Genomic DNA, 754 nt, shown 5'->3' with positions numbered 1-754 from the left:
TGGGCGTGAGCACTCGCGAGATCGAGCGCGCGGCGGACGACGGCGCGGCCTTCGTCGCCCGCCCAGTCGGCGAAATCATGCGTGGATTGCCAGCCGCCGCGGTTCGACAGCTTGAGGCCCGGGCTCTGGTCCCGCCGGGCGAGGATGGTCCGCTCGAGCGCGGCGTTGAGCGCTTCCGCGCCGTCGAGCTCGCCGAGCACGAGAGGCGTCACGAACAAGGGCTGCACGCGGCCCTTCGCCTTGTCCGTCATCGCGGCTTCACCATCGTCGGGCCGGCGGCGGGGAGCGGCGCCGGACGCGCGTGCGCCCGGCGCCGATTCGCCTGGCTAGCGGCGGCGCTGCGCCTGGGCCATCGCGGCCTGGCGCTCGGTCGCGCTCAGCGTCCCGTCGTGGTTGGTGTCGAGCTTGTCGAAGCTCGCCAGCTTGGGCGCGCGATATTCGTCGAGGCTGACCTTGCCGTCCTTGTTCTTGTCGATCTGCGCGAGCGCCGGCGCGCCGTTGGGCGCGGCCTTGGGCGCGGCGGGCGATGCGGCCATGAATTCGACCTTGCTGAGCTGGCCGTCGCGGTTGGTGTCGAGCTTGGCGAACTCGCCCTCGAAGCGCTGGCGAACCGCCGCGGCGCGGGTCTGCTGCACCTTGAGCTCGGCGGCGCCGATCTCGGCCGCGCTGAGCGTCCCGTCGCCGTTGGCATCGACGACCTTGAACGAGGCGTCGAGCTGCTTCGTCATCGCCGCACGGGTGAGAGCCTGGGCGG

At 72.3% G+C, this 754-nt stretch carries 1 protein-coding gene and 1 pseudogene; both read right to left on the bottom strand.

The features are described from left to right. Positions 1 to 251 (bottom strand): annotated as a pseudogene (locus GH737_RS14950) (hypothetical protein); the annotation flags it as partial. A gap of 75 nt (positions 252 to 326) precedes the next feature. Next, positions 327 to 754: EF-hand domain-containing protein (locus GH737_RS14945; protein WP_155265545.1), on the bottom strand; the 428-nt coding region annotated here is incomplete at its 5' end.

The sequence above is a fragment of the Sphingomonas segetis genome (assembly GCF_009720245.1).
Taxonomy (GTDB): Bacteria; Pseudomonadota; Alphaproteobacteria; order Sphingomonadales; family Sphingomonadaceae; genus Sphingomicrobium; species Sphingomicrobium segetis.
Note: the sequence above shows the minus strand (reverse complement) of the source record. Positions and strands in the feature narration are given on the sequence as shown.